The sequence below is a fragment of the Methyloprofundus sedimenti genome (assembly GCF_002072955.1).
GTDB classification, from domain to species: domain Bacteria; phylum Pseudomonadota; class Gammaproteobacteria; order Methylococcales; family Methylomonadaceae; genus Methyloprofundus; species Methyloprofundus sedimenti.
The window spans coordinates 2,723,356-2,737,567 of the sequence record NZ_LPUF01000001.1 but is presented as its reverse complement, the minus strand read 5'-3'; the positions used below and the strand labels follow the sequence as shown (position 1 = coordinate 2,737,567).

The window sequence follows — 14,212 nt, the reverse complement described above, 5'->3', positions numbered from 1 at the left end:
TCGGCTCAATATATTAAAAAAAATTATTATAGAATGATATTTTGCTTTTTTAGAGCTAAATGAATCTGGTCAAGAGTGATCTTATCAGTGTCAAAACTGAGATCGCAGCTTGCATCGATAGTACACAGGCAAATCAAGCCAGCCTGTTTAATTACTGAAATCGCGGCATCAATTTGGACTAAGTCTGCAGCTAAAACAGTCGCTGCATGACCATTGTCAAATAATTTTCTTTCTAATTGATAAGCTATTTGTTCGCTATCTGTGCCTGTCAAAGCAATTGCAACTGCTTTTTGTCCAAAGCGTGCGGCTCGTTCTTCGGCACTGACATGGCTTAATTCAGCATTCATGCTTTGACCGGAAATCATTCCGGCACCCACTGTGACATTAGTCAGGCGGTCAATGATAATAAAGGCACCGGTGCCTTTGCTTCGTTTATAGGCATCAAAGACTACAGGTGCATTGACCGAAACAGTGCAGACACCTATTTCATTCAGTTTTAACTCTTTGGCATCGTGGTGTTCTAAGGTGTTAACATCGATACGATGCTGAATATTGGCAATTGACCCTGAAACACTGCGAGTGGCTAATTTAATAATATATTGCTTGCCTGGAATCAGTGGATTTTCAGTCATCCAGACGATACTGGCATCAAATTTATCAGCTACGCTTGGAAGATTATCACTACTGACAATAGTATCGCCACGGCTAATATCAATTTCATCGTTGAGTGTTAAGGTCACAGCCATAGGCGGAAAAGCTTCTTTAAGCTCGCCATCAAAAGTTACTATAGACTTGATGGTACTGGTTTTTCCTGATGGTAAGGCTGTTACTGCATCGCCTTTATGGAAAACGCCTGAGGCAACTGTGCCGCAAAAACCACGGAAGTCGAGGTTAGGGCGGTTAACATATTGCACTGGAAAACGCGGGTCTTGAAAGTTGCCATCTTCTGAAATTTCCACTGTTTCAAGAGTTTCCATCATGGATTTACCTGTATACCAGGGCATATTTGTACTTTTATTGACCACATTATCACCGTCTAAAGCAGACAGTGGGATAACGTAGATATCATCTAAACCATCCAGTTCCTTAATAAAGTCTAAATAATCAGCCTTTATTTTTTCATAGACTTCTTCACTATAGTCCATTAAGTCCATCTTGTTGATAGCGACAATGATATGTTTAAGACCCAATAATGAAGCAATAAAGCTGTGACGTCTGGTTTGCGTTTGTACGCCATAACGCGCATCGATTAAAATAACGGCAAGATCACACGTGGATGCGCCGGTTGCCATATTACGCGTATATTGCTCGTGCCCCGGGGTGTCCGCTATAATAAATTTACGCGTTGTGGTAGAGAAGTAACGATACGCAACATCAATAGTAATACCTTGCTCACGCTCTGCCTGTAAACCATCAACCAATAGTGCTAAATCTATTTTTCCTGCCCCCGTAGTGCCTGATTTAACACTGTCAGACTGCACGGCTGCTAATTGATCTTCATAGATCATTTTTGAATCGTATAACAAGCGACCGATCAGCGTACTTTTGCCGTCATCGACATTACCACAGGTTAAAAAACGTAATAATTCTTTGCGTTCGTGTTGCGCCAGATAAGCGTCTATATCGGTACTAATTAAGTCAGATTGGTGAGACATGGTGTTTATTTCCTGAAATGAGATTAAGCAAAAATCGAAAAGAGAAATTTATTAAAAATAGCCTTCACGCTTTTTCTGCTCCATTGAGCCTGCTGAGTCATGGTCAATTAATCGACCCTGACGTTCAGACGTGGTGGTTAATAACATTTCTTGAATAATTTCTGGTAGCGTAGTGGCAGTTGATTCCACCGCGCCTGTTAACGGGTAGCAACCTAAAGTACGGAAACGTACCATTTTCATTTCAATTTTATCATCAGGGCCGATTGGCATGCGATCGTCATCGACCATTATTAACATGCCATCTTTATCAACAACGGGACGTTTTTTAGCAAAGTAAAGCGGAACAATCGGGATATTTTCCAGGTGTATGTATTGCCATACATCCAGCTCTGTCCAGTTAGAAATAGGGAAAACACGAATACTTTCGCCTTGGTCAATTTTGCCGTTATAGATGTTCCATAACTCAGGACGTTGATTTTTAGGGTCCCATCCATGATTTTTATCGCGAAATGAATAAACACGTTCTTTGGCACGAGATTTTTCCTCATCTCGTCGCGCACCACCAAAAGCAGCATCAAATTTATACTTATTCAGTGCCTGTTTTAAACCTTCGGTTTTCATCACGTCAGTGTGTTTTTTGCTGCCATGGGTGAACGGTCCGATACCTTGATTGATACCATCTTGATTTGAATAAACTATTAAATCCCAACCGAGTTCTTTGATATATTTATCACGAAACTCAATCATTTCCTTGAATTTCCATGTGGTATCAACATGCATCAATGGAAAAGGTGGTTTTCCTGGATAAAAGGCTTTACGTGTTAAATGCAACATTACCGCTGAATCTTTACCCACAGAGTAAAGCATTACCGGACGGTCAAATTCTGCTGCAACTTCACGAATAATATGGATACTTTCAGCTTCCAGTTCTTTCAGGTGGGTCAGTTTATGATTTGTCATCAATAGAGGTTAAGTTCAAAATGAGAGGTTAAAAAGCGTGAATTTAGAAAAATCACACTTAGTTCATAATATATCTTCATCATTTTAATTTGATTAAGCTTTCAATGCCAGAAGCATTATTAAATAAATAAATGCTAATACATCTATGGTATCTAGAATTCAAGATATAGGGCTATAAATTCACACTGTACTAGCTTTGGGTGGAAACGATTGAATGTTAACATCTAAAATTAGGGGCAGATCATTTGTTCAGGTAACCAGGTTTAAATTAAGGTAAAATAAAATTTTTTTAAAAAAAAGAAAGATTTACAGGCGGAAATAAATTAATTCAAATAGCCCATAGTGACGCCGAGTGGAAGACATTAAGCAAGCAATAAAATAATGAGTACATTGCGATATAATGATACAACTTTTATAAGGGGCGGGTGTGTTCATGCTCAAGTCAAGTTCGAATACTAATTAATAGAGAGGAAGTTGCTCATGCATGTTTATAATAAAAATAAAATGATCAAAGCGGTATTTATCACATCAATGACGAGTCTGCTTTTAAGTGCTTGCGGTGATCAGCAAAAAAAATCACCAGCTATTAAGGTTTCAGTGCAAAAATATAAACAAGCTAAGGTACTGAAAGGCACTGTTTTAGATGAAAAAGGACCCGTTCGGGAAGGTGATATTAACGTAGTGGATGAGACTGGCCGTGTGGTTGCTACTGCCAGCCTGGACAATAGTAAAAATTATAGCGTTGAAATTCCAGCTGGAACGACCTTGCCGATTGTGATCACAGTTAATCCTAAAGGTAGCTCCGAAAAGTTAAAAGCGGTGGTTATTTCAACGGCAGTATCCAGATATGATATTAGTCCGTTAACAACTAAAATTGCTAATCGAGCTAAGGAGTTAGGTGGCTATACTCGTGCGAATATGGTTTTGGCAGCTGATAGCACTGTGGGTGTGCCTGATGCAAATAAAACCTCTACCGGTTTTCGTGGTGATCCGACCACGCAGTATGGCGGGTGGCATTAATCACACATAGCATTGGGGGAGTTGGTTTTATCCTGTCTGCAGCTTGTTACTCGGGCAGGCAAAAATCTACTCTCCAGAGTAACAATTGCCTAGATGTGTATGGCAGATTAGCTTGTGTGATGTTTCATTCATTAACTTCAGCTAAACTCCCGCCGCAATACTTACAAAAGTCTGCATCAGTATCATGGCCAATTTTTCCGCAATTAGGGCAAGCGTCATTCGAGATTTTCGCTGGATAATAAGACTTGATGAGTTCAGCACTATAAATCCCGGTAGGTACTGCGATAATGCCATAACCCATAATCATGATAATAGCAGCAATAATCTGGCCTAATGGCGTTTGTGGAGCAATATCGCCATAGCCCACGGTAGTTAGGGTAACGATCGCCCAATACACAGATTTTGGGATACTGGTAAAGCCTGAATCACTGCCTTCAACCACATAAAGCAAAGAGCCGAATATAATGGAAAGAGTTAAAACAGTATACAAAAACACCAGAATTTTTTGACTGCTGTTTTTTAATGCAGTCATCAGGGTTTCAGCTTCTTCAACATATTCGGCCAGCTTAAAAATACGAAAAATTCTTAATAAGCGCAGTATGCGAATAATCAGCATGTATTTTATGCCGGGTAGCAGCAGACCTATATAAGTAGGTAAGATGGACAGTAAATCAATAATCCCGAAAAAACTGCGTACATAGAGTTTAGGTTGACGTACCGAGATTAAACGTAAGATATATTCAACGCTAAATAAAATGGTAAAAGTCCATTCGGTATAAAAAAATATCTTGCTGTATTCCTTGTGAATTGCGTCTACGCTACTGAGCATAACCGATAACACGCTAATAGCAATGGCGATGATCAGCACGATATCGAAAAACTTCCCTGTCTGAGTTTCGGCGCCAAAAATAATGTCGTTGAGTGATTCACGCCAGGGTGACAAATGCTCACCGGTATTGTAATTCACCTTGATTTTTCTGGTTTTAGGCGCTTGCATAATAGTCATTTAATTTGCTTGATAGAATAGGGTGATTATAGTTGCTATCGCAATATATTATGGTATCTTAATGCTCCAGATTACAAGATAAAATCACCCTTTATCATGCGCATTGTTATAGTCAATGTGCTTTAACTAACAATTGATCCATATACTCAATGTCAACACCTGAAAGCATTCCTGCTACAAATTTTATACGTCAAATAATCTCAAAAGACCTGGCTGAAAACAAACATAGGGAAGTTATAACTCGTTTCCCTCCTGAACCCAATGGTTTTTTACATATAGGCCATGCTAAATCAATCTGCTTGAATTTTGGTGTTGCAGCTGAAAATAATGGCTTATGTAACTTACGTTTTGATGATACCAATCCTGAAAAAGAAAGCATTGAATATGTGCGTGCAATCGAAAAAGATGTGCACTGGCTGGGGTTTGAATGGGCAGAGTTAAGGCACTCTTCTGACTACTTTGAAGCTTTATATAATTATGCTGTAGAGCTGATAGAAAAAGGTCTGGCATATGTTGACAGTTTAAATGCTGATCAGATTCGGGAATATCGGGGCACTCTGACTAAACCGGGTAAAGAAAGTCCTGATCGCAATCGCAGTATAGAAGAAAATCTGGATTTATTTGCCCGTATGCGTGCGGGTGAATTTGCCGATGGTCAATATTTATTACGTGCCAAAATTGATATGGCATCGTCTAATATCAATATGCGTGATCCTGCTTTATATCGGATCCGTCGTGTACATCACCAGCGCACAGGTGATGAGTGGTGTATTTATCCGATGTATGATTATACGCACTGTATTTCAGATGCCATTGAAGGTATTACGCATTCTTTATGTACGCTTGAATTTGCCGATCATCGCCCGTTGTATGACTGGGTGCTGGATAATATAACGATTGATTGTCATCCACGGCAAATTGAATTTGCACGTTTAGAACTGAAATACACAATAGTCAGTAAGCGTAAATTAAATCAACTGGTAGTTGATGGGCATGTGAGTGGATGGGATGATCCTCGTATGCCAACAATTGCAGGCTTGAGACGTGCGGGATTTACCCCGTCTGCTATTCGTGATTTTTGTGAACGCATTGGCGTCACTAAAAAAGATTCGTCGATTGAAATGGGGGTTCTGGAAAACTGTATTCGTGAAGATTTAAATAATACTTCCGCCAGGGTAATGGCAGTTTTAGACCCACTAAAAGTGGTGATTGAAAATTATCCTGATGATCTAGTCGAACACTTAGAAGCGAGTAATCATCCACAAATTGAAGCAATGGGTAAGCGGATAGTTCCATTTGCAAAAGAAGTTTATATTGATCAGGATGACTTTGCCGATGTGCCACCTCCTAAGTACAAACGCCTGATAGCAGGTGGCGAGGTACGTTTACGTGGCGCTTATGTGATTAAATGTCATGAGGTGATAAAAAATGCCGAGGGCAAAGTTGTTGAACTGCGTTGTACTTATGATGCAAACACTTTAGGTAAAAATCCAGAAGGACGAAAAGTAAAGGGTGTGATTCATTGGGTATCCGCTGCTCATGCGCTGAATGCTGAAGTGCGTTTATATGACAGGCTATTTAAAGTGCCAAATCCGGGTGCAGAAGACAATTTTTGTGATGCTTTAAATCCTGACTCGCTGCAAGTTATAGCGGCGGCTAAAGTTGAAGCCAGTCTTGCGGGAGCTGAATTAGGCAGTCGTTTTCAATTTGAACGGGTAGGCTATTTCTGTCTGGATACTGAGGATAGTTTGGCTGGCAAGCTAGTGTTTAATCGTACTGTTACTTTACGTGATACCTGGGTTTAGTAATTAGTTTTATACTATTGTTTGTTCCCATGTCCAGTGCAGGAATACGGTGTGTGACACCTTATGTCACGTATAGCACTGCTTTACAGAACTGGACGTGGGAAGCAGGCAAATAATGAGGATTTTCTTATGATGTATGGTGTTTTATTTATGGTAATTTTATTAGCGTACTTGTTACTCATTCAAAATAAAAAAAATCAAGCAAGATACGCACAACAATATATAGAGGAAGAGCCATATCCTCTGACACCTGAACAGATAAAATATATTCGAAATTCCTGGCGACGAATTATGCCTGTTAAAGAAAAATTCGCTGAATTATTTTATATACGCTTGTTTGAATTAGACCCTAAAGTTAAATCGTTATTTCGTGGCAAGTTAGATTTTCAAGGTGAAAAACTAATGACCACCTTAAATGTCGTAGTCAACTCTATAGACGATTTTCAAGCTGTTGAAGCTATGCTTCAGGCGATGGGTAATCGACATATTATATATGGTGTGCAGGCGGCTCATTATGAAACGGTCGGAGCGGCTTTATTATGGGTTTTAGAACAGAATCTGGGTGATTATTTTACCGATGAAGTAGAAGATGCCTGGGTGACAGCTTATAGTTTGATAGCCTCTACTATGAAAAAGACTGCTTACCCTTGATATTAATACAGAAATTCTCACTAACTATATGATCAAGGGCAAAATTTCTAGTAGATGTGTTTATTAATCGCAACTTGGATTATCGTTACATAGCTGACTAAATCTAAGCATTAGCTTTTTTTATTCTATAAAAATGAAATATTTTTTTGCGATATTAAGTTCAATTAGGCTGGTATTTATGTCAGATACCTTTTTTACGTAATTAATATGGTGCATAGGTCAACGGCACGGTGAGAGGGGGCCATATTTTCATTACAAATTGAAGTGGCATCAGTGACTACGCTTACTGTTACGTGTAATGTCGTTATTCAATGGAGTGACTTATAGCCGTGTTTACCACTTACGACAAATCTCTATTAAAGTTAATGAGTTTCTTTACATGACAGAAGTTGATAAAACAGCAAATAGTCAACAGGCATTTGATATAGAAGATTTCCTGAAAAACCTGACACGTTTGCCAGGCATTTATAAAATGCTCAATGATAAAGACACTATTGTTTATATAGGCAAAGCTAAAAATTTAAAAAACAGGGTCTCTAGTTACTTTAGAAAAGGTGCTGCATCCCCAAAGCAACAGGTAATGGTTGCAAAAATAAAACGTATAGAAGTCACCGTAACGCACACGGAAGGCGAGGCACTATTACTAGAAAGCCAGCTGATTAAAAAACATAAACCGCGATATAACATCTGTTTAAGAGACGATAAATCCTATCCTTTTATTTACATCTCTTCTGAACAACAATTCCCGCAAATTAGTTCACATCGCGGAGCAAAAAAGAAAAGAGGTAATTATTATGGTCCTTACCCTAGTGCAGGAGCGGTAAGAGAAACCTTAAAGCAATTACAAAAAATATTTCCCGTACGTCAGTGTGAAGACTCGTATTATAAAAACCGTTCCAGACCTTGTTTACAGCATCAGATAGAACGATGTACGGCACCTTGTGTAGGTTTGATTAGTCAGGAAAAATATGCCGAGGATGTCAATAATACCAAGCTATTTCTGGCAGGTAAGGGCAGCTTATTGATTGATAAGTTAATACATGATATGGACCAGCTGGCTACCGATCTAGAATTTGAACAGGCAGCACAAGTCAGGGACCAGATTAGTCAATTACGTACCATTTTAGAGAAAAACTATGTGCATGGAGAACGTGGTGAAGTTGACATCGTTGCCTGTGCAACGAAGGCAGGTATTGCCTGTGTGCAAATTTTTTTTATTCGTAATGGACAGAATTTGGGCAATAAAACTTTCTTTCCTGAAATTAGAGATGAATATACTCCGGAAAATATTTTGCAAGCATTCATTGCGCAATATTATTTAGATAAAAATGTTCCATATGAACTCATTGTCAGTCATACGCCTGAAGAAAAGGGATTATTAGTCGAAGTATTAACTGATCATGCGGGGCATGCAGTGGCAATTTCAACTAATGTGCGTGGTGATCGCGCCAAATGGTTGCAAATGGCCTGTGCAAATGTAGACAATGCATTACTCACTAAGTTAGCAGATAAACAAGGCCTTTACGCACGATTTTTAAGTTTACAAGAGGAACTGGGTTGTCAGGAAATGCCTAAACGATTGGAGTGCTTTGATATTAGTCATACTCGGGGCGAGTATACGGTTGCATCTTGCGTGGTATTTGATCGAGAAGGCCCGGTAAAATCGGCTTACCGTCGCTTTAATATTGCCGGAATTACCCCCGGCGATGATTATGCCGCAATTTATCAAGCAGTATCCAGGCGCTTTAAACGCCTGGTTAAGGGCGAACATGAAGCACCAGATATATTATTTATTGATGGTGGCAAAGGCCAGGTGAATGAAGCTGAAAAGGCATTAGCGGAATTACAGGTAAATAGTGTTATGATAGTCGGTGTTTCTAAAGGTCCTGATAGGAAAGCTGGTATGGAAAAAATGATTTTACCTGGTCAGGAGCAGCCGATTGATGTGACACCTGGGGCAAGCGGTTTACTGCTGATTCAGCATATCAGAGATGAGGCGCACAGATTTGCTATTACAGGACATAGAGCTCGCAGGGGAAAAGCAAAAAAAGAATCAATTTTAGAAACCATTGCAGGACTAGGTCCTAAAAGGCGACAGATTTTATTAAAGCAGTTTGGCGGTATGCAAGCAATTTCAAGAGCAGGTGTTGATGCATTTTGCAGTATAGATGGAATTAGCCGACAACTAGCGCAACGAATATACGATACATTCCATCATCAAGATGATTAACTTAAATATACCCACTTTACTAACTCTAACACGTATTGCGTTAATTCCCATATTAGCCATTTTTTTCTATCTACCCTGGGAATACTCTAATATTGCTACGACGTTTATTTTTATAGTAGCTGGGATTACTGATTGGTTAGATGGCTATTTAGCAAGAAAAATGCAAGTGGAAACCAAGTTTGGTGCTTTTTTAGATCCTGTCGCTGACAAGATTATGGTAGCCTTTGTTTTAGTTTTATTAGTTCAGGCAGAGTCCAGTATCTGGATGACACTACCTGCTGCGGTTATTATTGGTAGAGAGATTACGATTTCATCATTACGCGAGTGGATGGCTCAAATTGGCCAGCACGCGACAGTAAAAGTTTCACAAATAGGAAAATGGAAAACAACAGCGCAAATGATTGCCATTGGTTGTTTGTTGTATAGTGAAGAATTTGTGGGCGTATCGATGCAATTATTCGGTTTGGTCATGTTGTATATAGCGGCAATTTTAACTCTTTGGTCAATGATGAGTTATTTAAAAGTCGCCTATAGCTCCATGACAAATTGATCAATAATAATAGACTGGAATAAATCTAAAAAAAACAACATGGATCAGGAAATACAAAAAGACAAAGAAGAACTGCATAATGATATTTTAGTTGCGGCTTTGAAATTATTTGCAGAAAAGGGCTATTTTAATACATCATTAACTGAAATTGCTGAGCTTTCCGGGGTTAAAACAAGTGCCGGGATATATAAGCATTTTAAAAATAAACAGGAAATTGCCCAGGCCTTATATCTATGGATTATCGATAGGTTAAATGTTTCGATTGATGATATACGCAGACGCAACCGAAAGTCGTCAGAACAGCTTAGAGAAATTGTCGATTTATGGTTCCGTTTAACTGATGAAGCACCAGAAGTGATGCAGTTTCTATTAGTGCTAAATATCAGTGAATTTTTACCTGAAGAGAAACCCATAATGGAAACGCCCCCTTTTGTAAAAATTATTAAAATTTTACAGAATGGAATTAAGGAAGGCGAGATTAAAGCGATTGATGGGCAACGTGCTTATTGTCATTTTTTTGGTATTATTGAAAATACCTTAAAACAAGTGTTAACCGGTAATTTAAAAAAGAAAGCTGATTATTATGAAGGCGATGCCTGGTTATCCGCCTGGGCAACTATTGTAAAGAAATAAAACCTTCGGAAGGGTTACATTTTTTATTGCGTAGCATTAAAAAATGTAACCCGATAAAATATTAATGCTTATTCTCCTGAGGATAGTCTCAGAATAGTTAATTGTCTATTTTTGTAAATCTTGTAAATCCTTTAACAGCTCCTGACTATGCAAACTGGGTGAAACTGTACGATATATTTTCACAATGTTCCCGTCTGGATCAATAATAAAACTATGCCGTTTACAGAATTTAATCGGACCTAGTTTAAATAAAGCATCATAAGCAGCACAGACCTTGCCTTCAGGATCGGCAAGCAGTGTAAAAGGTAAAGAGTGCTTTGTGCTGAAACCAAGATGACTTTTGCTGTTATCAGTACTGATACCTATGACCTTGGTGTTCATGTTAGCAAATGCTTCACTATCATCACGGATTGCACAGGCTTCTTTTGTACAACCAGGGGTATTGTCTTTCGGGTAAAAATAAATAACCAGCCAGTGATTCCGATAATCTGACAATTGATACAATTTTTCATGCGCGTCATAAAGTGCAAAATCAGGTGCTTTTTGATGGAGTTCTAACATGTTTGAATGCTCCTTGTTTATAAAAATAAATTGAAAGGCTCTACCAGAACGAGTTTGCCAGGGTCTACATTTCCCTGTTCACTTGTCAGGATAATATAACAATTAGCGCGACTACCGACACTTAATATATTTGAACCTTGTTTACCTGCAGAGATAACTTCAAATTCACCTGAGTTATTCTGGCTTAATACGCCGCGTTGAAACTCCTGTCTGCCAGGTTTTTTATATAAAGGACTTTTACAAACGGCTTTGAGGTGAATGACCTTATGAGTTAAAGCCGTTAATTGACGCAGCGCAGGCGTTACAATTTGTTGATAAGTGGCTATGACCGATATGGGATTACCGGGCAGACCGAAGAAATAACAATCCTGAATACGCCCAAAAGCAAGAGGTTTCCCAGGCTTTATGGCGAGCTTCCAGAAATCTACTCGCCCGATTTCATCTAAAATCTCCTTAATAAAATCGGCATCCCCAACAGATGCTCCGCCTGTAGTGATTATCACGTCATGGCTTTGTGCTGCCTGCAACAGGCTTAAGCGGATCTGTGCTTTATTATCCGCGATAACTCCGAGATCATTGACTTGATGGCAAGGGTTTTCGAGTAAAGCGGCTAATGTATAACGATTACTATCGTAAATCTGACCTTCGGCTAAACGACTCCCAACAGGGCGCAATTCATCTCCAGTAGAAAAATAAGCAATGCGTATTTTACGTTTAACACGCACTTCATAAATACCGGCAGAGGCAAGCAAGCCTAAATCGATCGCAGTTAATTGTTTTGCCGCCAGCAATAAACATTCGTGCTGTTTAACATCTTCACCAACGAAACGAATATTCTGACGTGCCTGAGTGTTAGCAGGGAAACGGATAGTAGAATCTATTGCCTCTACCAGTTCCTGCATAATCACACTATCAGCACCAGCAGGTACAACTGCCCCGGTGAAAATTCGCACACATTGACCGCGAGCAAGTATTCCGTCAAAAGGTCGGCCAGCCCATGATATACCAGCCTGAATCAACTCAAATGCTGATTTCTGGATATCTGCACTAGTAAACGCATAGCCATCCATAGAAGAATTTGGAAAAGCGGGCAGGTCAAAAGGAGCGCTGCAGTTCTCAATTAATACTCTGCCTAGTGCGGTATGTAAATTAACGACTTCTTCACCTTTAACAGGCGAAAGTGTATTAGAAATGTTTTCTAAAGCCTGACTAAGACTAATTAAAGAATTTGAATGACATAAATCCGTCATGATTTGTTTAAAAAAGTATGCAGGATGAAATCTGCTATTTGTGGAATATTATTTAGGTCCAGACTGACAATTTCTCTTTCTAAATCTATCGCCTGATCTGAAGCAATGGCTACGATAGAGGCGTCATCAGGATAAAACACCGGTTGTTCAAGGCTGGGGCGATGTAATTCGATTTTAGGGAAGTGTTCTTTCTTAAAGCCTTCAACCAGAATTAAGTCCAGACAGGATTGGTCAAAATACTTAAGTTGATCATCCAGACTGGGTTCTGTTGGTGTAGCAAACTCGGTAATAAGCGCACTTCTATGACTAGAGACCAGCATAACGGGAGTAGCGCCCGCTTCACGCAGGCGAAAACTATCTTTACCGGGTTTATCAATTTGAAAATTATGATGGCTGTGTTTTATCAAACCGACACGCATATTATGTTGCTTTAGCCGAGGAATCAGCTGGGTTAATAAGGTGGTTTTCCCCGTACCGCTTGGTGCAGCAAAACCTAATATTGGGATCAGAGCGTTTTTCATGTTAGATTAAGCATTTATAGTAATACATAGCCATATTATACTTGGTGCCAGGCTTAGCGCACCAAGTAAAAAACTTTATAATTAATGTTACCAAGAGATTCTTATAAACATGTTAATAGATTCACACTGTCATCTGGATAAACTCGATTTAACCCCTTATGAGAATGATTTTTCCTGTTTTATGCAGGCAACAGTAAAAAATAAAATTGAACATATGCTATGTATTAGCATTGATCTTGAGGCTTATCCCGCAATGAGTGATCTGGTAAAGCCTTATCAGAATATTTCTTTATCAGTAGGTGTACATCCTAATGTAGATGAAGGGCAGGACCCCAGTACTGATGAATTAATCGCCTTGGCAGAAAATAAGCGTGTGGTAGCTATTGGCGAAACGGGACTGGATTATTTTCGTAGTGAAGGGGATTTGACCTGGCAGCATGAGCGGTTTAAAAATCATATAGCTGCATCCAAAGCGACCAGAAAGCCGCTTATTATCCATACCCGCGATGCAGCTAAAGATACTTTACGCTTACTAAAAGAGCAGGGTGCTGATGAAGTTGGAGGTGTCATTCATTGCTTTACCGAGGATTGGGATTTTGCCCGGCAAGCAATGGACTTGAATTTTTATATTTCATTTTCCGGAATTGTGACTTTTAAAAATGCTAAAGCAATTCAGGAAGTGGCTAAAAAAGTCCCTGCTGATCGTTATCTAATAGAGACCGACTCACCTTATCTCGCCCCGGTTCCATTTCGCGGCAAATCCAACTATCCTATTTATGTGCAACATGTTGCACAATATTTGGCGGATTTACGTGAAACCAGTCTGGACATTATTACCCGGCAGTCTAATGAAAATTTTAGGCGTTTGTTTAACGTTTAGAAATATGTATAAAAAACAAAATATCAAGATTTGAGGCGGTTTGTCTGCTCAATTCAGGCCGAGAGTCTGCGTTCCAAAAAAATGTTTGCCTAAGTTATTTGATGCTCACCTCTTGGCAAGCGATACTGCTGTTATACTTGTATCCATGCACTAACTAATGACGAGCAAACCAAGTCCTTTGACAGTAGGGATTTTACCGAACAACATGATTGGCATTGGCAAATTGAACTTCGCGGAGAAAATTAGTAATTGCTATAGTGTGCAACGAAATTTATTCAAAGACATCATGGCTTCATTTATTGAGTCGTTTATGCCAAATATAAGCCATTTAAACCCAGAATTTCAACCTGTCGTCAATGCGTAACTTCTAAAATGATCAGTGACATGCGATTTATAGCACATGATATTCTATTGATTAAATATTATAGTTTTATTACAATCTAATATAACTATGGCATTTTGCGAGCTATTTTAAACTCTGTTACTGCCT

The 14,212-nt window shown here is 39.1% G+C and carries 13 protein-coding genes and 1 pseudogene; 8 read left to right on the top strand and 6 right to left on the bottom strand.

Features of this window, described 5'->3' with window-relative positions:
- Positions 1-26: 26 nt before the first annotated feature.
- Positions 27-1,655, bottom strand: coding sequence for a sulfate adenylyltransferase subunit CysN (cysN, locus tag AU255_RS12120; protein ID WP_080523098.1), 1,629 nt, complete (start codon positions 1,653-1,655; stop codon positions 27-29).
- 51 nt (positions 1,656-1,706) lie between these two features.
- Positions 1,707-2,615, bottom strand: a complete 909-nt coding sequence (cysD, locus tag AU255_RS12115; protein ID WP_080523097.1) for a sulfate adenylyltransferase subunit CysD — start codon at positions 2,613-2,615, stop codon at positions 1,707-1,709.
- A 480-nt stretch (positions 2,616-3,095) separates the two neighbouring features.
- Between cysD and AU255_RS12110 the strand changes: the two genes are divergently transcribed.
- Positions 3,096-3,635, top strand: coding sequence for a hypothetical protein (locus AU255_RS12110; RefSeq protein WP_143735919.1), 540 nt, complete (start codon positions 3,096-3,098; stop codon positions 3,633-3,635).
- Between the two features lie 124 nt (positions 3,636-3,759).
- On the opposite strand, the gene AU255_RS12105 is transcribed toward AU255_RS12110, so the two are convergent.
- Positions 3,760-4,641 (bottom strand): ion transporter, encoded by an 882-nt coding sequence (locus AU255_RS12105; protein ID WP_080523096.1) that lies wholly within the window; start codon positions 4,639-4,641, stop codon positions 3,760-3,762.
- 149 nt (positions 4,642-4,790) lie between these two features.
- Between AU255_RS12105 and AU255_RS12100 the strand changes: the two genes are divergently transcribed.
- The 5 genes from AU255_RS12100 (at position 4,791) to AU255_RS12080 (ending at position 10,510) form a co-directional block, all read left to right on the top strand.
- Positions 4,791-6,446, top strand: coding sequence for a glutamine--tRNA ligase/YqeY domain fusion protein (locus AU255_RS12100; RefSeq protein ID WP_080523095.1), 1,656 nt, complete (start codon positions 4,791-4,793; stop codon positions 6,444-6,446).
- A gap of 63 nt (positions 6,447-6,509) precedes the next feature.
- Positions 6,510-7,097: a globin family protein gene (locus AU255_RS12095; RefSeq protein ID WP_198942598.1), complete on the top strand. Its 588-nt coding sequence runs from the start codon at positions 6,510-6,512 to the stop codon at positions 7,095-7,097.
- Positions 7,098-7,476: 379 nt separating this feature from the next.
- Positions 7,477-9,327 (top strand): excinuclease ABC subunit UvrC, encoded by a 1,851-nt coding sequence (uvrC, locus tag AU255_RS12090; RefSeq protein WP_080523094.1) that lies wholly within the window; start codon positions 7,477-7,479, stop codon positions 9,325-9,327.
- Positions 9,320-9,877 carry a CDP-diacylglycerol--glycerol-3-phosphate 3-phosphatidyltransferase gene (pgsA, locus tag AU255_RS12085; RefSeq protein WP_080523093.1) on the top strand — a complete coding sequence of 186 codons (558 nt, stop codon included), beginning with the start codon at positions 9,320-9,322 and terminating at the stop codon, positions 9,875-9,877. Before uvrC ends, pgsA begins: the two co-directional genes overlap by 8 nt.
- A 39-nt stretch (positions 9,878-9,916) precedes the next feature.
- The gene (locus AU255_RS12080) at positions 9,917-10,510 is read left to right on the top strand and encodes a TetR/AcrR family transcriptional regulator (RefSeq protein WP_080523092.1); all 594 of its coding nucleotides are present in this window, start codon (positions 9,917-9,919) and stop codon (positions 10,508-10,510) included.
- Positions 10,511-10,615: 105 nt separating this feature from the next.
- Here the strand turns inward: AU255_RS12080 and AU255_RS12075 are convergent, their stop codons facing one another.
- Genes AU255_RS12075 through mobB form a run of 3 tightly spaced genes read right to left on the bottom strand, consistent with a single transcriptional unit; the run spans position 10,616 to position 12,842 of the window.
- Positions 10,616-11,071 carry a peroxiredoxin gene (locus AU255_RS12075; protein ID WP_080523091.1) on the bottom strand — a complete coding sequence of 152 codons (456 nt, stop codon included), beginning with the start codon at positions 11,069-11,071 and terminating at the stop codon, positions 10,616-10,618.
- Positions 11,072-11,088: 17 nt separating this feature from the next.
- Entirely contained in the window at positions 11,089-12,321 is a 1,233-nt protein-coding gene (gene moeA, locus AU255_RS12070; RefSeq protein ID WP_080523090.1) for a molybdopterin molybdotransferase MoeA, read from the bottom strand.
- Complete coding sequence (gene mobB, locus AU255_RS12065; protein ID WP_080523089.1) at positions 12,318-12,842, bottom strand: molybdopterin-guanine dinucleotide biosynthesis protein B; 525 nt, start codon at positions 12,840-12,842, stop codon at positions 12,318-12,320. Before mobB ends, moeA begins: the two co-directional genes overlap by 4 nt.
- A 109-nt stretch (positions 12,843-12,951) precedes the next feature.
- On the opposite strand from mobB, the gene AU255_RS12060 reads away from it, so the two are divergent.
- Complete coding sequence (locus AU255_RS12060) at positions 12,952-13,722, top strand: TatD family hydrolase (protein ID WP_080523088.1); 771 nt, start codon at positions 12,952-12,954, stop codon at positions 13,720-13,722.
- Positions 13,723-13,863: 141 nt separating this feature from the next.
- A pseudogene (locus AU255_RS19810) lies at positions 13,864-14,086 on the top strand (IS701 family transposase); the annotation flags it as partial.
- Positions 14,087-14,212: the final 126 nt, after the last annotated feature.